A 20019-nucleotide genomic window follows, 5' to 3' on the forward strand; every position below is an offset into this window, starting at 1 on the left:
CGGCCGGCGGCGCGCTGCGCCGCCGGCCGTTGCCGTACAGGTCAGCCGACCGGGGTCGGATACCCCCGGCCGTGCTCGGCGCGCAGCGTCGCCATGGCGTGTTCGACGACATTGACCAAGACATTCTTCGTCGAGTCCCGGCTGCGGGCGTCGCACATCACCAGCGGCACGTGCGGCGCGATGGCCAGCGCCTCCCGCACCTCCTCCGGCTCGTACTGTGCCGCGCCGTCGAAGCAGTTCAACGCCACGAGGTACGGCAGCTGCCGGTTCTCGAAGTAGTCCAGCGGGGCGAAGGCGTCGGTGATCCGGCGGGTGTCCACCAGGACCGCGGCACCGACCGCACCGCGGATGATCTCGTCCCACATGAACCAGAACCGGGTCTGTCCGGGTGTGCCGAACAGGTAGAGGATCAGGTCGTCGGCCATGGTGATCCGGCCGAAGTCCATCGCCACCGTGGTGGTCTCCTTGCCGGGGACCTTTGACGGATCGTCGATGCCGACACCGGCCGAGGTCATCAGCGCCTCGGTGGTCAGCGGCGTGATCTCGGAGACCGCGCCGACCATGGTGGTCTTGCCGACCCCGAATCCACCGGCGATGACGATCTTCGCCGAGGTGATCCCCTTGTCCTGGCGGAAACCGGGACGGTCATAGCCTGCGAAGTCCACTTAGCACCCTCTCAAGAAGTTCCATCCGCTCCTCGTAGCCCTCTGTTTCGGTCGGAGCGGTGCTGTGCAACGCCAGCAGGCCGTCGGCGACCATGTCGGCGACGAGGACCCGTGCGACGCCCAGTGGAAGCCGGGTGTACGCGGCGATCTCCGCCAGTGACTGGGCACGGTTGTCGCAGATCGTTGCGATTCGATGCTTGTCGTGCCCGGCGAAACGAGACTCGGTGACCGCTGCCGCCGAGGCCACCAGCACCGCTTCCAGCGCGATGTGCTGCCGTGGCTCGGTACGCCCGCGGGTGACCGCATAGGGACGGACCAGCGCTCCGCGCGGGTCCTGTCGTGGTTGGCCCATTGAGCGGTCACCTCCTCGTGGGTCTGCTGGCACGTCATCGGTGACGGTCCCTTGTGTCGCTGCGGAACTTCAGCCTCGGATCAGGGTCGGCCGCCCACGGCCTCCCGTGGTGCCGGGACCAGCGCGGCTCCGACCCGCTCGACCAGCAATGCCATCTCGTACCCGACCTGACCGACGTCGCAGCTACGGGCGGCGAGCACCGCCATCGACGATCCGTCACTGATGGACATCAGGAACAGGTACCCGCTGTCCATCTCGATCACCGTCTGCAGCACCCCGCCCGCGCTGAACATCCGCGACGCCCCGTCAGTGAGGCTGACCACACCGGAGGTGATCGCCGCCAACTGGTCGGCCCGGTCCGCCGGCAGGTCACGCGAGGAGGCGAGCAGCAGTCCGTCTGCCGAGACAGCCACGACGTGGGCGATCCCCGCCACGCTGTCGGCAAAGTTGCTGAGCAGCCAACCCATGTCCTGAATAGCTGCTGGCCTGTTCATTCGCTGGTCTCCTTGGTTGAGGTGGCGCGGTACTGCTCGCTGCCGACGGTCCGGCCGCGTTGCACGCCACGGTGATATGCCGACAGCAGGCCACGGACCTCGTCCGGGGTCCGCCGGGTCGGCTCGCGGCCCTGCTTTGCCTCCACGCCACCCGGCACCAGCTGTGCCTGGGGCTGGCGCTTCGGCAGACCAGAGCGGGTGGTGCCGGCGGTCGCCGGCTCAGCTGCCTGGCTGGCCCGGGCCCAGCCCTCGTCAGCGGCGGTACGCCAACTGCCGGAGTCGCCCGTCCGTTGCCGGGGGATGGCACCCAGCGCCGACGTCGCCGCGCCGGCCGGAGTGGACGGTGCGGGCGCCGGTGGCGCGGCCGGGGGTGGTGGTGCGGCGTTCGGCTGCACCGGGGCAGAGTACGCCGTCGGCTGTGGAGTCGACTGTCCCGGGTTGCGGGCCGGCAGCGGTGTCCTGGTCGGAGCGGGTGCCGGCGGGTACGCCGGTGCGGGCGCACCGGCAGCAGGCGGACGACCGGCGGTCGGCAGCGGCAGGACGGTGGTCTCGGCCGAGCCGTGTGACCGGAACCAGACCGCCTCCATCTCCCGGAAGATGGGCATCTCGGCGGCGTCCTCGGGCCGGGCACCGGGCTTGGCGGCCGCTGCGGGCGCTCCGCCGCCGGCGGAGCCGCCAGCCATCGGGCCATGCGGCAGCTGGCCGCCGGTGCGTACCGCCGGCGCCATCGGGTGCATGGTGGCCGGGATGACCGACTGGTCCGGGTAGCCGACGGTGCCCGTCGGTCGCACCGTCGGGTAGGCCACCGTCGGCGTACCGACGTTGGCCACCGGCGGTGCCGCGGCGGGCGGGGCGGCGGATGCCGCCGGACGGTACGCCGGCAGCCCCGGGTTGTACGTCGGCGCGGCCGGGCCGACGGCCGGAGCCGCTGGCGGCCCGGACATCGGAGAGCCGGACATCGGAGAGCCGGACATCGGCGACGCTGAGATCGGGGCGGCGGAGACCGGCGTCGACTGCCCACCGGTGGTCACCGGGAAGGCGGCGGTAGGAGCACCGGCCACCGCGTTCCACTGTGACGACCGGGCGTTCTGCCACTGGTCGGTGAGGGTCGCCGTACGGCCGGGCGCCGCAGCCGGCGGACTCGAGATCGGCGACCAGGTCCCGCCCGACGTGGGCGCGGCGGAGATCGGCTCGGCCGCCATGGCCGGGCGTCCCCGCGTCACCACCGGCTCCCGGGTGCGCTGCGGCAGTACCAGGATGCTGCTCGGCAGCGTGGCCTGGGCGATGGTGCCGCCCTCCGGGTTGGGCCGCAGCTCGACCCGGATGCCGTACCGGCCGGCCAGCCGGCTGACCACGGCGAGACCCATCAGCCGGAAGGCTGAGACGTCGACCGCGGACGACTCGGCGAGCCTGCGGTTGAGATTGTCCAACTGCTCCTCGGACAGACCCAGGCCGCGGTCCTCCACCTGGACCAGCACGTAGTCGCGCAGCCGCCGAGCGTCGGCGACGACAGTCGTGGTCGGCGGCGAGAACCGGGTCGCGTTGTCGAGCAACTCGGCGACGAGACGTACCACGTCGTTGACCGCATGCGCGGAGATCAGGATGTCGGTGTCGACGGTGCCGAACTCGATCCGGTTGTAGAGCTCGACCTCGGACTGCGCGGCCCGCATCGCGTCAACCAGCAACGCGTCCTCGCGGCGTGGCGCCGTCGAGTCGGCACCGGCCAGGACCAGCAGGTTCTCGTCGTTGCGGCGCATCCGGGTGGCGAGGTGGTCGAGCTGGAACAGCTGGGCGAGCCGCTTCGGGTCCTCCTCGCCGCGCTCGATCGCGTCAAGCTCGCCGATCATCCGGTCGACCAGCGTCTGGCTCCGACGGGCCAGGGAGAGGAACATCGCCGACACGCTCGCCCGCAGTGCCGCCTGCTCGGCCGCGATCCGGACCGCCTCCCGGTGCACCACGTTGAACGCCTGTCCGACCTGGCCGACCTCGTCGCGGTTGGGCAGGCGGATCGGGTCACGTAGGTTGCGGACAATCTCCTCCGGACCCCGGTCGTTGAGGTCGTTGACGTCGCGGAGCTTGGCCACCGCCTCCGGCAGGTCCCGGCTGGCCACCGACATGGCGCCTTCCCGCAGCCGTCGCAGCGAGTCGTTCAACGAGCGGGCCAGGACCACCGCGAGGGCGATTGCCAGCACCAGGGCGATCAGGACCGCGATCGACTCGATGATCGCCTGCCGGGTGACGTTGGTGCTGACCTGGGTGGCCCGTTCGAGCAGCCGGCTCTCCAGCTGGATCTCTGCCCACCGCATCAGGTCGTTGACCGCGCCCATGGCCCGGGCGGCCTCCGCCGCGCTCAGCGGAGCCCGCTGGCCGACCGAGCGGGTGATCTCGGTGGCGACCCGGTCGGCTAGGAAGACGGCGTCACCGGTGACGCTGCTGTCGACCAGCTCCTGCTCCCACGGCGACGCAGCCAGCGAGAACGACAGCAGAGCCTCCTGCTGGCTGGTCAACGTCGCCAGGTACGACGAGAACTGCTCCTCGTCCAGCCGGCCGGTGGACAGCGCCGCGAAGACGATCGCCTCCTCCTCGGCCGTGGCCAGCTTGGCCCGGGCGAAGGCGGAGACGGCACGCAGACTGTCCGGCACCTCGCCGTCGCCGGAGACCTGACCGAGCACCTCACCGTAGGAGGCCAGGTCAGACAGGATGACGCCGTACCGCAGCACCGCCTCCGGCACCGGCATCTGCCGCCGGTCGAGCACCTCCTGACGGGTGGCGTTCAAGGTGTCCAGGTGGTCGTCGATGGCGACCAGCTGCCGCTCGACCGCCTCCGGCACGTTCCCGACCCGGTCGCGTTCGGCGGCGTACGCCGCGATCCGCTCGTCGGTGCTGCGCACCCTGATGTTGTAGGCCTCGGCGTCGGCGTCGCGGGCGGCGAGGAAGGTCACCGCAGCCATCCGCTCCTTGTGGACGTCCTGAGCCAGGGCCGAGACGTCGACGGAGAGTTCGGCCATCGACCGCACCATCCGTGCGTCGATTGCGCCCTGTCCCACGTCGACCAGCCGTACCGTGGCCAGAGCGGCGACCGCGGCCAGCGGAACGACCAGGATCAGGGCCAGTTTGGACCTGATCCGCGCATCCCTCAGTCGCGGCACCCAACGCAATGGCGCGCGGCGCTTCCGCGGGCCGTTGTCGGGCAGGGTCGTCGGTCCGGTCCTCACGACATCGCCTCCGTCGCTATCTCCACACGCGGACTGCCGACCGATGCCTGCTGCAGCGGTGAGCGCCGCATGCGGCACGGCCGCGATTTCATCAGAAGTGGACCCGCTTGGGAAGCCTCAGTGGGGCAGGAATCGGTCGGACGACCTGTAATCACCCTAGTACTACCGGAGAGTATCTTCATCACACCGCCCTGATCAGCGCGGATAGAACTTCCACCGTCAGTTGTCCCGCCAAAGTCAACGCTCGCAACATGTACTCGTTGCCAACATGTGGGACGACAGTCCCGGAAACGCCCCGACCGGCGCGCTTGACCAGAACGCCGCCCATTGGCATGGTTTCCCAAGTTTGCAGGCTCCGCGCACACCGTACGGCATGCCGCCGGCGCGACTTCTACTGAGGACGTGCTCAGCCGCGCCGCCGCCCACCGACCGGGTGCGCATCCGCCGCGTACCTGGAGGACTGACTTGAGGCCCACCCGTTCCGCCCTACTCACGGCGCTCGCATCCACATTGCTGGCCTCTTCGCTCACCGGCTGCCAGTTCGCCAGCGACTCGGCCGCCGAGGACGGCGGCGAGATCGTCATCGCCGCCGACCTGGAACTGTCCGGTGCCGCCGCGACCGTCGGCAAGGGCTTCCAACGAGCCCTCGAGCTGAAGGTCGAGCAGATCAACGAATCGGGTCTGCTGGGCAACCGGACGATCCGGCTGGACGTCCGGGACAACCGTTCCGACCCGAGCGAGTCGCTGCGCAACATCGGCGACTTCACCGGCGACTCCGCGGTGACCGCGATCGTCATGGGCAGTTGCAGTGACTGCGCGGTCGGCGCCGCCCGGACGATCAACGACAAGCGGGTGCCGACGATCTCGCTGGCCCCGGCCACCGCGGTCGCCACCCCGGTCACTGAGCGTCGCTATCTGTTCAAGCTCGGCCCAAACGCGGCGGACAGCGCCGCCGCAGTCGCCAACGAGCTGCGCCGCCGCAACATCAGGCGGGCCAGTCTGCTGCACACCGACGACGAGTACGGCCGGGACGGTCTGCGGGTGATCACCGCCGAACTGGACAAGCTTGGTATCAACCTGGTCGGCACCGAGCAGGTGCGTACCACGGACACCGACGTGAGCCAGGCCGTCGCCACCCTGGCGCAGCCGGTGACCGGCGAGAATCCGGGCGCGCTGCTGGTCTGGACCTCGGCCGAGCAGGCGGCGCTGGCGGCGGACAGCGCCGCGCAGGCCGACTACCCGGGCCCCCTGTTCTTCGACGCCGCCGCTGCCGGGGACCTGTTCCTGTCCGGTGGCTCGGCCACCGGCACCAAGGGCGTCAATCTGGTCTTCACCCAGACCATGGTGATCGACGACGTGATCGCCAACACCCCGGCGAAGGCAGCCCGCAAGCAGTGGTTCCGCGACTACACGGCCAGGTTCGGCAGCTACTACGGGTTCTCTTCGTTCGCGGCCGACGCGGTCCAGCTGATCGCCGACGCGGTGGCCAGGTCGACCGGCGACGGCGACGTCGACCGGGAGGCCATCCGTGAGGTGCTGGAAACCACCCAGTTCGACGGGCTGTCCGGGCCGATCCGGATGACTCCGGACAACCACTCTGGACTGATGCCCCAGGCACTGACCATGCTGGTCTCCCGGGGTGGCCGCTGGCGACTGGCCAGCTGACGACCCCGGCACGGTCCGGTCTCGTGCGCCCGCCAGGAACAACTCCTGGCGGGCGCACGACGTCCGGGGCGGGCGCGACATGGTGGTGACGTCAGCGGGCCGACGTCGTCTCCCGCACCCACGGCAGCAGCAACCGTTCGAAGGCGACCAGCGCGAAGTAGAGCAGGATGCTCATCAGCCCGATCAACACGATCGCCGCCCAGGCGGCGGAGTTCTCGCCCATCCCGCTGAACTGCAGGGTCATGTAGCCCAGCCCTTCCTCACCGGCCTGGAACTCGCCGATCACGGCACCGATCGCCGCCAACGGCATCGCGACCTTCAGGCCGACGAAGATCTGCGGCAACGCCGCCGGGAAGCGGATCTTGCGGAAGGTCTGCCAGCGGGACGCGTCCAGTGACCGGGCCAGCTCGGCCAGGTCGGCCGGGGTCGAGGTCAGACCGGTCACCGTGGAGAGCACGATCGGAAAGAAGCAGAGCAGGAAGACCATGGTGAGAATCGACTGCTGACCCCAGCCGAGGGTGACCACGAGCAGTGGGGCAAGCACGATCTTCGGTACGGCGTTGAGCGCCACCAGCAGCGGAGCGAACATCCGCTCGGCCACCTGGGAGCCGGCCAGCGCCAGTCCGATCAGCACCCCGATGACGGTGGAGATCGCAAACCCGACGACGGTCGAGGTGGTGGTCGCCAGGGAATGTTCCAGCAGTCGTGGCATCCGCAGGGAGAACGCCGCGTACACGTCCTGCGGGGGTGGCAGCACCACCGAGTGCACCAGGTTGAACACGCTGGTGGCGAGCCACCACGCGGTCACCGTCACCGCCACGCCGAGCAGCGGTAGTCCGACTGCGGCGACCCGGCCGCCGGCGGGGCGGCGGACCGGAGCGGTGGTCGCGGCGCGTACCGGTGGCGCCTGCGCCGGTTTGAGTACGGTCATCAGATGCCTTCCGTGGATACTCCGGCCTTCCGGCCGGGAAGGAAACGGACACCTGCGGAGCACGGCAGGGAAGGTCGACTCGCCGCCGAGGCGGATCGACGTCCACTACTCACACACCGGGAGATCCGGCGTGCGAACAGGTGTGCCAACGTGGCGTAGTCCTTCCGGTGACAGCCAGGCTGGTCGGGCCTACCGCCGGGCTGGTGGGAAGTGACGTCTGTGGAGACCGTGTAGGACCGATGGGCGGTACTCCGTCCCTCGCCGTTGATTCGGGTCGGCAGTGGTCGGTCAAGCAGAAAGCTCGACCCGTGAGGGTCGAATCTCCCTACTTCAGCAGGGGGAGATGTCAACGACACTCCTCAGGCTCGCCGAGCCGCCGGGTGCGGGCGGGTGGGTCACCGGACGGTGGCCCACCCACCCGCACCCGGGTCGGTCAGGATTCGGCGTTCGGGGCCAGGTCGAAGTTGACGACCTGCTCCGGCTCCAGGCCCGGCGGGATCGCTCCGGCGCCCTGCAGGATCGCGATGCTGCGGGCGATCCGCTGGCTGTCCAGCGCACCGACCGGCACACCGGAGCTGGTCGACTTCACGAAGGCGGCCATCAGTTCCAGTTCGGCGGCGGCGGCGGCCGGGTTGGCCTCCTCCACGTTCTCGGCCAGGATCTCGCCGGCCTCCTCCGGGTTGGTGATGCTGTACTCCAGGCCCTTGAGCAGTGCCGCGCTGAAGCGCTTCACCATCTCCGGGTCCTCCTCGGCGATCGCCGTCGAGGTGATCAGCACGTTGCCGTACAGGTCGGTCATGATGTCGCTGTACGGCAGCACCACGGCGGTCTTGCCCTGCGCGACGGTCTCCACAGTGGGCTTACCGACCACGAACTGGCCGATGCCGTCCACCGACCCGGAGGCCAGGGTGCCCATCAGGGTCTGCGGAGCGCCGTTGACCCACTCGACCTTGGTCTCGTCGATGCCGGCCAGCGAGGCGTACGTCGGGAACAGGTTGCGCACCACCGAGCCGGGGGCGTCGGCGAGCGTCTTGCCCTCCAGGTCCTTGGGGGTGGTGATGCCGCTGCCGTCGAGCGCGATGATCGCCGCCATGGTGCGCTGCTGGATGCCGGCGACCACGACGAAGTCCTTCGCCTCGCCGTTGCCGTACTGCAGCAGCCCGCCGGTCATGTCGATCGGGGTGAAGTGCGCCTGTCCAGCGACGACGGTCTTGATGTTGTCGCCGGTGCCGGCACCTGCTTTGACCTCTACGTCGAACCCGGCCTCCTCGAAGAAGCCCTTGTCCTTGGCGACCCAGGCGTAGGAGTCCCGGCCGAAGTTACCGAAGGAAGTGAGATACGTCACTTTCTTCAATTCCTCGGTGCCACCGGCATTCGCCTCGCCACCGTCGTCCGCGCTGCAGCCGGCAGTGACCGCGAGCGCCGCCGCGAGGGCCGTGGCGGCGATCGTACGGGTGAGCCTTGTCATGAACGTGTGTCCTTTCCAACCCGACGGCCCCTCGACGAACCCGCAGGTCGTCGAGGCGACCGGAGGGGGTAGTTGGTCCGGCGCGGCAGCCGCTCGGTGGGGGCCGGACCGGTGCCGCGGTCGCGTTGGGAAACTTCGCGGGCAACAGAGTACGAGGGAAACCTGACCAATGCGACAGCCGGGCATCGTGGACCCTGCATCGCAATCAAAAGTGTTTACCGCGCGGGTGGTGCGTGGCCGGCACGATCCGGATACTCTGTCCCCCGCTTGTTGATCGACTCAGGACGAGGGAACTGTCGGCCCCATGATCCAGCTCAGCGGAGTCGGACGGACGTTCGCCGGTCGCTCCGGCACAGTAGAGGCACTGCGCGGCATCGACCTCTCGGTGACCGCCGGTGAGTTCGTCGCGGTCGTCGGTCGTTCCGGCTGTGGCAAGTCCACCCTGCTCAGGCTCATCGCCGGACTGCTTCCGACGACGGCCGGCGAGATCACTGTCGGTGGTCAGCAGGTGGTCAAACCACGTCGGGACATTGCGATGCTCTTCCAACGCCCGGCCCTGCTGCCCTGGCGATCAGTGCTGGACAATGTTCTGCTGCCGGCGGAGATCTTCGGGTTGCGCCGCAGGCAGCACCGGGCAAAGGCCTTGGAACTGCTGGAGATGGTCGGGCTGGCCGGCTTCGACAAGCGGCTGCCGCACGAGCTGTCCGGCGGCATGCAGCAGCGGGTGTCGCTGTGCCGCTCGTTGCTCGCCGAACCACAGGTGCTGCTGATGGACGAGCCGTTCTCGGCGCTGGACGCGCTGACCCGGGAGGAGCTCTCCGTCGAGCTGCAACGGATCCACATGGAGCGCGCGGCGACCATCGTCTTCGTCACCCACTCGATCGACGAAGCCGTCCTGCTCGCCGACCGGGTCGTGGTGCTGAGCCCTCGACCAGGGCGAATCCGCAAGATCGTACCGATCGACATTCCCCGCCCCCGCAGCCTGGGGCGCAACGCGCACACCGAGGACGTAGCCCGGTGCAGTGCGGAGCTGCACGAGGTGCTGATGGAACGCGACGCACCGGCGACGGCCGGGATCGGAGGGTACTGACCATGCGGGTCAGCGTGTTCACCGAGCCGCACCGCGGCGCCAGCTACGACGACCAGCTCCGGCTGGCCCGGCTCGCCGAGGAGTCCGGGTTCGAGGGCTACCTGCGGGCCGACCACTACCAGTCGATGGGCGAGGAACTGGCGCTGCCGGGGCCGACCGACGCCTGGCTGACCCTGGCCGCGCTGGCCCGGGAGACCTCCCGGATCCGGCTCGGCACGCTGGTCACCTCGGCGACCTTCCGGCTGCCCGGGCCACTCGCCGTGATGGTCGCTCAGGTCGACCAGATGAGCGGCGGCCGGGTCGACCTCGGCATCGGGGCCGGCTGGTACGCCCGGGAGCACACCGCCTACGGGCTGCCGTTCCCGTCCGTCGGGGAACGCTTCGACCGGTTGGCCGAGCAGCTCGAGGTGATCACCGGGCTGTGGCGTACTCCGGTCGGTGACAGGTTCAGCTTCCACGGCGACCACTACCAGCTGGTCGACGCTCCGGCGCTACCGAAGCCGGCGCAGCCGGCCGGCCCGCCGATCATCATCGGCGGACGAGGGCCGAAGCGGACCCCGGAGCTCGCTGCCCAGTTTGCCGACGAGTTCAACATGCCGTTCAAGTCGGTCGCCGAGACCGCGGCGGCTTACGAGCGGGTGACCGAGGCCTGTCACCGGACCGGGCGCACCGAGCAGGGCCGACCGCCGCTGACCATGTCGGCCGGCATCGTCATCGCGATCGGGCGTACCGACGCCGAGGCGCAGCGCCGCGCCGCGCCGCTGCACGAGAAGAGCGCCCTGCCGCCGGAGGACCCGGTGATCGGTTCGCCGGCCCAACTGGTGGACCGGATCGGGGAGTTCTCGGCGGTCGGTACCAGCCGGGTACACCTGCGGTTCATCGACCTCGCCGATTTGGACCACCTGGAGCTGGTCGCTGCCGAGGTGCTGCCTCAGCTGGGCTGACCCACCGGCCCGGCGGCGGTCGCCCGGTCCAGGTCGACAGTGCGGGCGGCCGGCCGTAACCTCCCGGCATGGCCTTGCGGACCTGGCTCAGAGCGATCACAACGGCATTCGGTGTGGCGGCGTTCGCCGGTGCCGTCCAGCTTGGTGCCGCTTACGGTCTCCAACTGGTACGCCTGCGCCGCGACTTCGCCGGGCCGACCGCTGATCTCTGGCCGACGCAGCTGACCTGGCTCGCCTGGTTCGCGATCGTCGCTGCCGTCGTCGGCGCGTGCGTGGCGCAACGGGTCGCCGAGCAGCGTCGGGCCCGGCACCTGCGCGTGTCGGCGGTCCGTACGGCGGTCCGCCGGGTCGTCCTGGCGCTGATCGCCACGATCGGTGCGGCGCTCGCCGTGGTCGGGTTGTCGGTGCTGCCGGCGCAGGCGTCGACCGGGGTCGCCGATCCGGTGACGGTCGCCGCCCTGATCGGCGGGATCGGGGCGGTGGTAGGTCTGCCTGCGGCACTGGCCGCGCTGGCCCATCCGGCGATGCGCTGGAACTTGCTGGTGTTCAGCGGTGCGCTCTGGCTGCTGGCGGTCGGGTCCGCTGCCCCAGACCTGTGGGCGGGTGACGCCGTCGGCGGGATCCGACCCGGGGTACTCGAACCGGTCGCGCTCGACCCGGGTGACCCCGGCTGGCAACTGTTCGTGCTGCTACCGGCGCTGGCGCTGGTGCTCGGCGCGGCGGTGAGCGGGCTGGCCCGGAGGCGGGCGGTGCCGACGGTTGCGACGGCGGTGTCCGGAATGGCCGGACCGGCGGTCCTCAACGCCGCGTACCTGGTCGCCGGGGCCGGCCGGGCTGGGTCCTACCAGGACGACCCCTACCGGGCGGCGCTGCTGGCGGTGGCCGCCGGAGTCGTCGGTTCGATCACTGTGGCTGCCGTGCGCCAGCCCGGTCGGCCGGCCGGAACCGCAACCGGAAGGCCCGCAACCGCTGTCGGAACCCCCGCCGGACCCGCCGACGGCTCGACCGGGAGCCGCGAATCGGTAGCGGAAACTGCCCTATCTGAAAAGACCTCCGCCGATCCGGCACCCCTCGGGCGGGTGTCACCCGGTCCTGCAGCGCCGCCGGTACCTGGCCCGCCGATGCCCACCCGACCCGCGCCCGGCCGACCCGCACCGGACCCGACCGGGACAGACCCGACCGCAGCATCACCAGCGCCGATCGCCGCTCAGGCGCACCCGGGTGATCGTCCGCCGCCGACACCCGCGGCGGTCATCCCCCGTGTCGACCCGACGCCGATCTCGCCAGAGGGACCGCCGACTCCGGCTCCGGTGCCGGTGACCGGTGCCGTCGACCGGCCGACGCCGCAACCGGTCGCCCCACCGCCGGTCGCGCCGCAACCGGTCGCCCCACCACCCACCGCGCCGACCGCCGCACCTGCGGCCGGCCGAATCCCCCGGCCACGGTTCATGCGGCAGCGGCGGCCGGCACCCACCCCGACACTGACCGACGAGGACGCCGAACATGTCGACTGGGTCAGCGAGCTGCGCCGGCAACCCCGCCGCGCCGACGGGCGGAGCCGTAGTGGCGCCGACGATCAGGCCAACGGCAGGTAGACCCGACCACCGGATGCGACGAATTCATCTGATTTGTCCTTCATACCCTGTTGGGCGTACTCCTTCAGATCCTGCGTGATTTTCATCGAGCAGAACTTCGGGCCGCACATCGAGCAGAAGTGGGCCGACTTCGCCGGCTCGGCCGGCAGCGTCGCGTCGTGGTAGGACCGCGCCGTCTCCGGATCCAGCGACAGGTTGAACTGGTCCTCCCAGCGGAACTCGAACCGCGCCTTGGACAACGCGTCGTCCCAGGCCTGCGCTCCCGGATGTCCCTTGGCCAGGTCGGCCGCGTGCGCCGCGATCTTGTACGCGATCACCCCGGCCTTGACGTCGTCGCGGTCCGGCAGCCCCAGGTGCTCCTTCGGGGTGACGTAACAGAGCATCGCGGTGCCGAACATGCCGATCATGGCAGCCCCGATCGCCGAGGTGATGTGGTCGTACGCTGGGGCGATGTCGGTGGTCAGCGGGCCGAGGGTGTAGAACGGCGCCTGGTGGCACAGCTCCTGCTGCAGGTCCACGTTCTCCTTGATCTTGTGCATCGGCACGTGGCCGGGGCCCTCGATCATCACCTGCACGTCGTGCTCCCACGCGATGCTGGTCAACTCGCCCAACGTCCGCAGCTCGGCGAACTGGGCGGCGTCGTTGGCGTCGGCGATCGACCCCGGCCGCAGCCCGTCGCCCAGTGAGAAGGTCACGTCGTAGCGGGCCAGGATCTCGCACAACTCGGCGAAGTTCGTGTAGAGGAAGTTCTCCTGGTGGTGCGCCAGGCACCAGGCAGCCATGATCGACCCGCCCCGGGAGACGATCCCGGTGACCCGGTCGACCGCCAACGGCACGTACGGCAGCAGCACCCCGGCATGCACCGTCATGTAGTCGACGCCCTGCTCGGCCTGCTCGATCACGGTCTCCCGGAACACGTCCCAGCTCAGCTTGACCGGATCCCCACCGACCTTCTCCAACGCCTGGTAGATCGGGACCGTACCGATCGGCACCGCCGAGTTGCGCACGATCGCCTCGCGGGTCTCGTGGATCCGCTTGCCGGTGGACAGGTCCATCACCGTGTCCGCACCCCACCGGGTGGCCCAGGTCAGCTTCTCCACCTCCTCGGCCACCGACGACGAGACCGCCGAGGTGCCGATGTTGGCGTTCACCTTCACCAGGAACCGACCACCGATGATCATCGGCTCGGACTCCGGGTGGTTGACGTTGGCCGGCAGCACCGCACGTCCGGCGGCGATCTCCTCCCGTACCACCTCGGCCGGCAGGTTCTCCCGCAACGCGACGAACTCCATCTCCGGGGTGACGGTCCCGGCCCGGGCGTACGCCAACTGGGTCGGCCGACGCCCGTGGGCCCCAGCCAGCGGGGTGCCCGCACCGCGCACCGGGGCGACATCGCCACGCTCGGCGATCCACCGCCCGCGCAGCGCGGCCAGCCCGACCTGCGGGTCCGACCCCGGACCCGACGTGTCGTAGAGGCGCACCGGCGGATTGTCGCCGGTCAGCGTCACCTCGGCGAACGGCACCTGGATGTCCGGTCGCGGTCCTTGCACGTACACCTTGCGCCGAGCCTGCATCAGTGGGCCTCCTTCAGGTAGTTGCCGAACAACCGGTGCTGAGCCACCTGGTGCGACCATCCAAAGTGGTCGATCGGGCCGTGGCCGGAGCCCAACCGCCAGTGCCGGGCACCAGCGAGCGCCCGCGCGACGTACTCCTTGGCGAAGACCAACGCCGCCGGCACGTCGTCGCCGAGCGCCAACCGGGCTGCCACCGCCGCCGCGAAGCTGCACCCGGTGCCGTGTGTGTTGCGGGTGTCCATCCGTTCGCCGGCCAGCCGCCAGCCGGCGACAGCGGTTCCGGCGACGTCGACCGCCGGGTTCGCGGTCGCGACCACGTCGACCGCCGCCGGGTCGGTCGACGTACCGTCCGGGTCGCCACCGGTCACCACCACGAACCTCGGTCCGCCGGCGGCCAGCTCGACGGCGGCTCGGGCCATCTCGTCGACGGTCCGCACCGGCCAGCCGACCAACGCCGAGGCCTCCGCCCGATTCGGCGTCGCGACCAGCGCGTACGGCAGCAGCCGCTCGACCGCGCCGACCACACCGAGCCGGTGCCCGCTGGTCGAGACCAGCACCGGATCGACCACCAGGTTCGGCAGCTCCCCGGCCCGGGCCAGCGCGGCGACCGCCCCGGCGATCCGGGCCGTACCGAGCATGCCGGTTTTCACCGCGCGCACCGGAAGGTCGGCGCGGACCGCCTCGATCTGGGCCCGTACCTGACCGGCCGGCAGCTGATGGACGCTGGTGACGCCGGTGGTGTTCTGCGCGGTCACCGCAGTGATCGCGCTGGTGCCGTAGACGCCGAGCGCGGCGAAGACCTTCAGGTCCGCCTGGATGCCGGCCCCGCCGCCGGAATCGGAGCCGGCGATCGTCATCGCCACCACCGGAGTGGTTCGGTCGCCGGCCATCAGCAGCTCACCTCGGTCGCTGGCCATCAACTGCTCACCTCGGCCGGTGACGCAGCCGCGACCAGCTCCGCCGCGACCGCCGCCGGGTCGGCGGCGCGCATCACCGCGCCCATCACCGCCGCCCCGACGGCACCGGCCGCCCGGCAGGCGGCGACCTGCTCCGCTGTGGTCACCCCGGCGAGCGCGACCACCGGCCGGCCGGCGGCCACTCGGACCAGACGGGCCAGCCCGGCCGGCCCCAGCGGCGGACCGTACCCGGGTTTGGACGCGGTCGCGAAGACCGGCGACACCGTCACGTAGTCCTCCGTGGTCAGTCGACCGAGCTCGGTCTCGTCGTGACAGGAGCGGCCGACCAGTCCGAACACCGGTGGCGGGTACGGCCCGGCGGCGCGCAGGTGCACCGCGTCACCGCCCAGCGGGTCCGGCCCGGCGACGATCAGCGTCCCGCCGACCGGGGCGAGGATGCCGCGCAACCGGTCGGCCAACGCGGCACGTTGTGCCCGGGGCAGGTCCCGTTCCCGCAGCACCACCTGCCGGAGCCCGCCGGCCACCGCCGCCGCGACCACCTCCGGCAGCGGCCGGGCGGTCTGCCGGCGGTCGGTGAGCAGGATGATCCCGTTCACAGCTCGGGCCGCCCATCGTCGGGAGTGGATGCCAGGGCGTGGTAGCGACGGGGGATCCGCCCGGCCCGGCCGGCCAACCGGCCCGCTTCGATGGCGTGCCGCATGGCGGTGGCCATCGCGACCGGGTCGGCGGCCCGGGTCACCGCGCTGGCCAGCAGCACCGCGTCGCAGCCGAGTTCCATCGCGAGCGCGGCGTCGGAGGCAGTGCCGACCCCCGCGTCCAGCACCACGGGAATGTCCACCGACTGTCGGATCAGTCGGATGTGGTGCGGGTTGAGGATGCCAAGCCCGGAGCCGATCGGTGCACCGGCCGGCATCACCGCCGCGCAGCCGGCGTCGGCCAGCCGGCGGGCCAGCACCGGATCGTCGGTGGTGTACGGCAGCACGGTGAAACCGTCGTCGACCAGCTGCTCGGCGGCGCGCAGCAGCTCGGCGCCGTCCGGCAGCAGGGTCCGTTCGTCGCCGACGACCTCCAGCTTCACCCAGTCGGTGTCGAACGCCTCGCGGGCCAGGTGGGCCACCTTGACCGCCTCGGTGGCGGTGTAGCAGCCGGCGGTGTTCGGCAGCAGCCGTACGCCGCAGCGCTCCAGCAGGTCGAGCAGGCCGCCGTGCATCGTGGCGGCGCTGTCCACCCGGCGCAGCGCGACCGTGACCAGACCGGTGCCACTGGCCGCAATCGCCTGCTCCAGGATGTGCAGGTTGGCGGCGCCGCCGGTGCCGAGGATCAGCCGGGAGTCGAAGCTGTGCCCGGCGACGGTGAACGGCATCCGGCTCACCCGCCCTGCGCCGCGATCAGCACTTCGACCCGGTCACCGTCGCACAGCTGCTCGGCCGACCAGCCGCTGCGCGGCACCACTTCACCGTTGACGGCGACGGCGACGCCGCGTGCCCGGTCGGTGACCGCCCGGACGACGTCGACCAGCAAGGTCCCGGTCGGCGCGGTCATCGGTGCCCCGTTGACGATCAACTCCACGGCTGCTCCTCCCCTGCGAGTTCCCTGTTCGCGGCGGTGAACCGGCCGGGCCGAAACGGTGCCAGCGCCGGATCCGGATCGTCCCCGGCCGCCATGTCGGCGATCAGGTCGGCGGTCACCGGGGTCAGCACGATGCCGTGCCGGTGATGCCCGGTCGCCACCAGCACTTCCCGGCCTGCGGTGCCGCCGCCGCCTCTGCCTGCGGAGCCGACGCCGGGCTGCTGGTGCCAGCCGAGCAGCGGCGCGTTGTCCGGCGTGCCGGGCCGGGCCGCCGCCTGCGCCTCGACCAGCTCGTGCTCGGCGATCTCCGGCAGCAGGTCGGCGGCGGCGCGCAGCAGTTCCAGCACCGCTCCGGCGGTGACGATGGTGTCGCCCCGTTCCTCGACGGTGGCGCCGACGACAACCTCACCGTCGGCGCGGGGCACCAGGTAGACGTGCCGGCCGTCGGCGTACCCCCGGATCACGTGCCGGAACCCGACGGCGCCGCCGGGGGCCCGCAGCCGCAGGATCTGGCCTTTTACCGGGCGGACCGGCAGCCCGGTCAGCGCCGCCGATCCGCAGCCGGCGGCGACCACGACGACCCGCGCGTCCAGTGCGGAAACATCGGTGACCGGCTGCGGGACGACGGTCACCCCGGCCCGGTCCAGCGCGGTGTCCAACGCCCCGACCAGCCGACGCGGGTCGACCTGGTGGTCGTCGGGCATCAGCGCACCGCCGCGCACCCTCGGCGCCAACGCCGGTTCGCGCTCGCGCAGCGCCGTGCCGCGCAGCAGCGTGATCGGCAGGTCCAGACTCCGCTGGTACGCCCAGAGCCGCTCCGCCTCGCGCCGGTCGTCGCCGGTGAGCGTGACGACCAGCGTGCCGTCGGTGCGGTAGCCGATGTCCTGGCCGGTGACGGCGGTCAGCTCGGCGGCGAACGCCGGCCAGCGGGCCGCCGAGTCGACCAGCAGCCGGGTCAGCTCGGCCTCGCCGAAGTGCGACTCGGCGACCGGGGCGAGCATCCCGGCGGCCACCGAGGACGCCCCGGACCCGGGTGCCGGGTCGTGGAGCGCGGTACGCAGCCCGCGCTGGGCGCACCGCCAGGCGATACTCATCCCGATCGGCCCGCCGCCGACCACCGCCACATCCGCGCCCTCGGCCGGCCCGGTCATCGTGTCGCGCCCGTCCCGGCGGCGGGCCGCTGCCGTACCGCGGTCAGCAGGTCAGCAGTGGCCCGGCCCGGATCGGCGGCTCCGGCGATCGCGCCGACCACCGCGACCCCGTGCGCCCCGGCGGCCAGCAGCTGCACAACCCGGTCCACAGTGACCCCGGCGATCGCGATCACCGGCACGTCGACCGTAGCGGCGACGGCGGCCAGCCCGGCCGGCCCGATCGGGTCGGGCAGCCCGGTCTTCGTGCCGGTGGCGTAGCACGGCCCGACCCCCAGGTACGTCGCCCCGGCCGCGACCGCCGCCCGCCCGGTGGCCGGCTCGCGAGCGGTGGCACCGAGGATCGCGGCCGGCCCGAGCACCCGGCGGGCGGCGTCGACCGGGAGGTCCAGCGCGCCGACGTGCGCGCCGGCCGCACCGGTCGCGAGCGCGACGTGCAACCGGTCGTTGACCAGGCAGGTCACCTGGTACGCGGCACATTCGGCGACCGCGCGCACGGTCAGGTCGTACGCGTCCCGGTCGGACATGTCGTCCTCGACGCGGACCTGCACGACCAGGTCGGCGGCGGCGCCGGCGGCGCGGGCGGCGGCCAGCGCGGCCCGCAGTACGCCGAGCGGGTCGCACCCGGGTCGGGTGTCGGTGATCAGATGCAGTCGCCCAAGGGACGGCACGGCAACGCTCCTCCCTGCGCCGGCATTACCCGGATCAGGTTCGACGGTCGGAGGCCGCGTCAGCCTCCCTCTCAGCCCGGTGCACCGGGCTCCCGTGGGTTACTTGCCTGTTACCGTACGACGGTCTCGTCGATCCGCCAAGGGCCGATCCGAGGCAACCTTCGGTCGCTGCCCACCCCGCCGCTGTCGGCCGTGACCAGGCTCACCATCAGCTGGGCGAACAAAGATCACACGCAGACCGGATGCGACATTGGCGCAGGTGACTGCCGGTAGTCATGCTGTCCGCGGTAGCGCAGGTGGCCCTTCGGGGTTCCCGCAGCCGCCCTACGCGACCCTCTGGTCGGCCGGACCCAGAAGCGTCAGCTGGTGAAGGTGCCAGCCCTCGCGGCGGCGACGAAACTCGACCAGCTCGCTGGGGCGACTACCAGCACCGGACCAGCCGGATCCTTCGAGTCCCGCACCCCGACAACGCCACCCGGCCCGTCCGCCACCTCGACACACTCGCCCTGGTTGTTCGACCGGCTGCTCTTCCGCCAGTTGGTGGAACCAAAGTCGATCATCGCCGTACTCCCTTACGGATCGGATCACGCCTCGGCGGTCGAAGTCACGAGGCGGCGTCGCGGCGGAACTCCACCGACCGCCAATCAACTCGTGAGGGTGCTGTTCTTGGTAGCGGCGACGAAGCGTGACCAGCTTGCCGGGGCGACCACCAGCACCGGACCAGCCGGATCCTTCGAGTCCCGCACCCCGACGACCCCACCCAGTCCGTCCGCCACCTCGACGCACTGACCCTGGTTGTTTGATCGGCTGCTCTTGCGCCAGCTAGCTCCGGAAAGATCGATCATGACTCGTACTCCTTCGCGGTCCGCCAGAAGAGGTCACGACTGGCCTGCTCGCTCAGCGCCCGGCCAGCGATGTCGGTGAAGGTCCAAGCGTACCGCTCAGCCTCATCCGGCCGATCGAGGAACAGAGCTCCTGTCAGCTCCTCCACGTAGACAGTCGTCGGCTCGTTCCCTTCTGGAAAATCAAGAAGAGTGAACGAACCGTGCGCCATCAGGCCGGCGTGCAGCCCGGCGCTGAAGGGCAGCACCCGGATCGAGACATTCGGCTGCTCCCCGGCCTGAGCCAGCCGACGCAACTGTCCGGCCATGGTCTGACCGCTGCCGATCGGTCGACGCAGGATCGCTTCGTCGAGCACGATGTCGAACCTGGGCAGGTAGGGCTCCATTCGGGTCAGCAACCGCGCGCGACGCATCCGCATCTCGACCCTGCGCTCGATCTCCTCCGCCGGCACTTCGTACTGGTTCACGCTGAACACGGCAGTTGCGTACGGGCGGGTCTGCAGCACGCCGGAGACGAGCTCCGTATGGAATTCGCGGAGGTGGGCGGCGGCCTCCTCCAGACCGATGAACAGCTCGAACCAGGACGGGATGCTGGCGTAGTCGTGCCACCAGCCCTTCTCCTTGGTCTTCGGAGCCAGCGCGGCCAGCGCCTCGACGGTCTTCAGGTCAGCGCCGTACAGCTCGCAGAGCAGCACCACGTCCTCGGTGCGGATCGGCACCTCACCCCGCTCCATCCGCAGCAGCTTGGTCGCCGGCCACTCCAACTCCCGGGCCGCCGTGGTCTGCGGCACCCCGGCCAACCGCTCACGCAGCCGACGCAGCTCCCGACCGAGCTGCCGCCGGGGCACCGACGAGTTCAACAATGCTGCGGGCACGTTG

General features: G+C 71.0%; 20 protein-coding genes and 1 riboswitch. Of the genes, 4 read left to right on the forward strand and 16 right to left on the reverse strand.

Features of this window, described 5'->3' with window-relative positions:
• Positions 1-41: 41 nt before the first annotated feature.
• The 4 genes from O7553_RS23770 to O7553_RS23785 form a co-directional block, all read right to left on the reverse strand.
• On the reverse strand, positions 42-665 hold the full coding sequence (locus O7553_RS23770; RefSeq protein WP_281551861.1) for an ATP/GTP-binding protein: 624 nt from the start codon (positions 663-665) through the stop codon (positions 42-44).
• Positions 646-1017 (reverse strand): DUF742 domain-containing protein, encoded by a 372-nt coding sequence (locus O7553_RS23775; RefSeq protein ID WP_123606102.1) that lies wholly within the window; start codon positions 1015-1017, stop codon positions 646-648. The genes O7553_RS23770 and O7553_RS23775 overlap by 20 nt, the downstream gene beginning before the upstream one ends.
• Positions 1018-1097: 80 nt before the next feature.
• Positions 1098-1511, reverse strand: a complete 414-nt coding sequence (locus tag O7553_RS23780) for a roadblock/LC7 domain-containing protein (protein ID WP_123606103.1) — start codon at positions 1509-1511, stop codon at positions 1098-1100.
• On the reverse strand, positions 1508-4726 hold the full coding sequence (locus O7553_RS23785) for a sensor histidine kinase (RefSeq protein ID WP_281551862.1): 3219 nt from the start codon (positions 4724-4726) through the stop codon (positions 1508-1510). Before O7553_RS23785 ends, O7553_RS23780 begins: the two co-directional genes overlap by 4 nt.
• Positions 4727-5191: 465 nt before the next feature.
• Here O7553_RS23785 and O7553_RS23790 point away from each other — a divergent pair, with 465 nt between their 5' ends.
• Positions 5192-6391, forward strand: coding sequence for an ABC transporter substrate-binding protein (locus tag O7553_RS23790; RefSeq protein WP_281551863.1), 1200 nt, complete (start codon positions 5192-5194; stop codon positions 6389-6391).
• Between the two features lie 91 nt (positions 6392-6482).
• On the opposite strand, the gene O7553_RS23795 is transcribed toward O7553_RS23790, so the two are convergent.
• Complete coding sequence (locus O7553_RS23795) at positions 6483-7322, reverse strand: ABC transporter permease (RefSeq protein WP_281551864.1); 840 nt, start codon at positions 7320-7322, stop codon at positions 6483-6485.
• 433 nt (positions 7323-7755) lie between these two features.
• Positions 7756-8790 (reverse strand): ABC transporter substrate-binding protein, encoded by a 1035-nt coding sequence (locus O7553_RS23800; RefSeq protein WP_281551865.1) that lies wholly within the window; start codon positions 8788-8790, stop codon positions 7756-7758.
• Between the two features lie 304 nt (positions 8791-9094).
• Between O7553_RS23800 and O7553_RS23805 the strand changes: the two genes are divergently transcribed.
• The 3 genes from O7553_RS23805 (at position 9095) to O7553_RS23815 (ending at position 12419) form a co-directional block, all read left to right on the forward strand.
• Positions 9095-9880: an ABC transporter ATP-binding protein gene (locus O7553_RS23805; RefSeq protein ID WP_281551866.1), complete on the forward strand. Its 786-nt coding sequence runs from the start codon at positions 9095-9097 to the stop codon at positions 9878-9880.
• A 2-nt stretch (positions 9881-9882) separates the two neighbouring features.
• Entirely contained in the window at positions 9883-10824 is a 942-nt protein-coding gene (locus O7553_RS23810) for an LLM class F420-dependent oxidoreductase (RefSeq protein WP_281551867.1), read from the forward strand.
• A 68-nt stretch (positions 10825-10892) separates the two neighbouring features.
• Positions 10893-12419, forward strand: a complete 1527-nt coding sequence (locus tag O7553_RS23815; RefSeq protein ID WP_281551868.1) for a hypothetical protein — start codon at positions 10893-10895, stop codon at positions 12417-12419.
• On the opposite strand, the gene thiC is transcribed toward O7553_RS23815, so the two are convergent.
• The 10 genes from thiC to O7553_RS23865 all read right to left on the reverse strand — a co-directional run bounded on the left by thiC (position 12401) and on the right by O7553_RS23865 (position 20015).
• The gene (gene thiC, locus O7553_RS23820) at positions 12401-13993 is read right to left on the reverse strand and encodes a phosphomethylpyrimidine synthase ThiC (protein WP_281551869.1); all 1593 of its coding nucleotides are present in this window, start codon (positions 13991-13993) and stop codon (positions 12401-12403) included. The two genes, O7553_RS23815 and thiC, sit on opposite strands and share 19 nt — an antisense overlap.
• Positions 13993-14910 carry a bifunctional hydroxymethylpyrimidine kinase/phosphomethylpyrimidine kinase gene (gene thiD / locus O7553_RS23825; RefSeq protein WP_281551870.1) on the reverse strand — a complete coding sequence of 306 codons (918 nt, stop codon included), beginning with the start codon at positions 14908-14910 and terminating at the stop codon, positions 13993-13995. Before thiD ends, thiC begins: the two co-directional genes overlap by 1 nt.
• The gene (locus O7553_RS23830) at positions 14910-15506 is read right to left on the reverse strand and encodes a thiamine phosphate synthase (protein WP_281551871.1); all 597 of its coding nucleotides are present in this window, start codon (positions 15504-15506) and stop codon (positions 14910-14912) included. The genes thiD and O7553_RS23830 overlap by 1 nt, the downstream gene beginning before the upstream one ends.
• Entirely contained in the window at positions 15503-16273 is a 771-nt protein-coding gene (locus O7553_RS23835) for a thiazole synthase (RefSeq protein WP_281551872.1), read from the reverse strand. The genes O7553_RS23830 and O7553_RS23835 overlap by 4 nt, the downstream gene beginning before the upstream one ends.
• A 5-nt stretch (positions 16274-16278) precedes the next feature.
• On the reverse strand, positions 16279-16479 hold the full coding sequence (gene thiS / locus O7553_RS23840; RefSeq protein WP_278173720.1) for a sulfur carrier protein ThiS: 201 nt from the start codon (positions 16477-16479) through the stop codon (positions 16279-16281).
• Positions 16470-17630 carry a glycine oxidase ThiO gene (gene thiO / locus O7553_RS23845; protein WP_281551873.1) on the reverse strand — a complete coding sequence of 387 codons (1161 nt, stop codon included), beginning with the start codon at positions 17628-17630 and terminating at the stop codon, positions 16470-16472. Before thiO ends, thiS begins: the two co-directional genes overlap by 10 nt.
• Positions 17627-18298, reverse strand: coding sequence for a thiamine phosphate synthase (locus O7553_RS23850; RefSeq protein WP_281551874.1), 672 nt, complete (start codon positions 18296-18298; stop codon positions 17627-17629). The genes thiO and O7553_RS23850 overlap by 4 nt, the downstream gene beginning before the upstream one ends.
• A riboswitch (TPP riboswitch) is annotated at positions 18293-18404 on the reverse strand. (Overlaps the previous gene by 6 nt.)
• A 253-nt stretch (positions 18405-18657) precedes the next feature.
• A complete protein-coding gene (locus tag O7553_RS23855) occupies positions 18658-18858 on the reverse strand; it encodes a DUF397 domain-containing protein (RefSeq protein WP_281551875.1) in 201 nt (66 codons plus the stop codon).
• Positions 18859-18942: 84 nt separating this feature from the next.
• Entirely contained in the window at positions 18943-19143 is a 201-nt protein-coding gene (locus O7553_RS23860) for a DUF397 domain-containing protein (protein ID WP_281551876.1), read from the reverse strand.
• A complete protein-coding gene (locus O7553_RS23865; protein WP_281551877.1) occupies positions 19140-20015 on the reverse strand; it encodes a helix-turn-helix transcriptional regulator in 876 nt (291 codons plus the stop codon). Before O7553_RS23865 ends, O7553_RS23860 begins: the two co-directional genes overlap by 4 nt.
• Positions 20016-20019 lie beyond the last annotated feature (4 nt).

The sequence above is a fragment of the Solwaraspora sp. WMMA2059 genome (assembly GCF_027497315.1).
Taxonomy (GTDB): Bacteria; Actinomycetota; Actinomycetes; order Mycobacteriales; family Micromonosporaceae; genus Micromonospora_E.

Bases quoted from the DNA above. Each gene is read 5' to 3' on its own strand.
- O7553_RS23815 (WP_281551868.1), top strand. From the start codon at position 10,893: ATGGCCTTGCGGACCTGGCTCAGAGCGATCACAACGGCATTCGGTGTG.
- O7553_RS23775 (WP_123606102.1), bottom strand. From the start codon at position 1,017: ATGGGCCAACCACGACAGGACCCGCGCGGAGCGCTGGTCCGTCCCTAT.
- O7553_RS23810 (WP_281551867.1), top strand. From the start codon at position 9,883: ATGCGGGTCAGCGTGTTCACCGAGCCGCACCGCGGCGCCAGCTACGAC.
- thiC (WP_281551869.1), bottom strand. From the start codon at position 13,993: ATGCAGGCTCGGCGCAAGGTGTACGTGCAAGGACCGCGACCGGACATC.
- O7553_RS23860 (WP_281551876.1), bottom strand. From the start codon at position 19,143: ATGATCGATCTTTCCGGAGCTAGCTGGCGCAAGAGCAGCCGATCAAAC.
- O7553_RS23800 (WP_281551865.1), bottom strand. From the start codon at position 8,790: ATGACAAGGCTCACCCGTACGATCGCCGCCACGGCCCTCGCGGCGGCG.
- O7553_RS23780 (WP_123606103.1), bottom strand. From the start codon at position 1,511: ATGAACAGGCCAGCAGCTATTCAGGACATGGGTTGGCTGCTCAGCAAC.
- O7553_RS23805 (WP_281551866.1), top strand. From the start codon at position 9,095: ATGATCCAGCTCAGCGGAGTCGGACGGACGTTCGCCGGTCGCTCCGGC.
- O7553_RS23795 (WP_281551864.1), bottom strand. From the start codon at position 7,322: ATGACCGTACTCAAACCGGCGCAGGCGCCACCGGTACGCGCCGCGACC.
- thiD (WP_281551870.1), bottom strand. From the start codon at position 14,910: ATGGCCAGCGACCGAGGTGAGCTGCTGATGGCCGGCGACCGAACCACT.
- thiO (WP_281551873.1), bottom strand. From the start codon at position 17,630: ATGACCGGGCCGGCCGAGGGCGCGGATGTGGCGGTGGTCGGCGGCGGG.
- O7553_RS23855 (WP_281551875.1), bottom strand. From the start codon at position 18,858: ATGATCGACTTTGGTTCCACCAACTGGCGGAAGAGCAGCCGGTCGAAC.
- O7553_RS23835 (WP_281551872.1), bottom strand. From the start codon at position 16,273: ATGCCGTTCACCGTCGCCGGGCACAGCTTCGACTCCCGGCTGATCCTC.